The sequence below is a fragment of the Candidatus Hodgkinia cicadicola genome (genome assembly GCF_002774925.1).
The window spans coordinates 1-933 of the sequence record NZ_NXGO01000079.1 but is presented as its reverse complement, the minus strand read 5'-3'; the positions used below and the strand labels follow the sequence as shown (position 1 = coordinate 933).

The window sequence follows — 933 nt, the reverse complement described above, 5'->3', positions numbered from 1 at the left end:
CGAGCCTTTGATCAGCCCTGACTACTCAGTTGTGGGAAGGGCAGTGTTTCTGGACAGTGCTACGCTCTTTACAGCTAAACAGTGAATTAACTAACAAAGGATAATAGTTCCACCCAGGGTTGTCAAAATTCCACGGGCAATATGGTGACCATTGAAAATTCGCATGCGCAGGAGACTTTTCACCATACCAATGTTTTAAAAATAAACGCCCAATATTTAAACTACCATTTTCAATATGTGTTATATCTGATTTCAATAATTATTTTAATTTGTAAAATGCGAATTTCTACCACTTTATTATTGTTCTACATTTAGCCCACTAATGCAATTTATAATTAAAGAAAAATAATAAGTGTAAAAGTTTCAACATGAAATAGATGGCAGTTCGAACAGATCTGAACAGATTCAGGCAATTTTCATATCTAATTATATCTAGTTGAATATCATTTGATTTGTATATTCATTATCATATTTGAAAATTTTTTTCCCCAGGCCCCCACACCACAACCTCAGCCTAGGGGCCCGCACACTCTAAATCCGGCGCTGATACTATATGTATTTAGAGAATATATAATTTTCAAAACATCAACACCATTTAAATGTACAAGGCATGCAGAGGTAACAGACTCTTATAAATGTATAGCAAATATACCTTTAGCTTCCTTAGCCATTCTAATAGACTCAACAGTTTGTTCCATTACTCCATCATCAGCAGCTACTACAAGAACAACAATGTCAGTGACCTGTGCTCCTCGAGAACGCATAGCACTAAATGCAGCGTGACCTGGTGTGTCCAGAAAAGTGATTTTATCCCCAGATTTCAAAGTAGCTGAAAATTTTAGTAAACAGAATAGCCAACTTAATCATTCCTATTTCTCATTTTTCTTAACACACACACATGCACACACGCACGCAGAATAAAATTAAAAACTT

At 35.6% G+C, this 933-nt stretch carries 1 pseudogene; it reads right to left on the bottom strand.

Features of this window, described 5'->3' with window-relative positions:
• Window positions 1-653 precede the first annotated feature (653 nt).
• Window positions 654-821: pseudogene (locus tag MAGTDC_RS02910) on the bottom strand (GTP-binding protein); the annotation flags it as partial.
• Window positions 822-933: the final 112 nt, after the last annotated feature.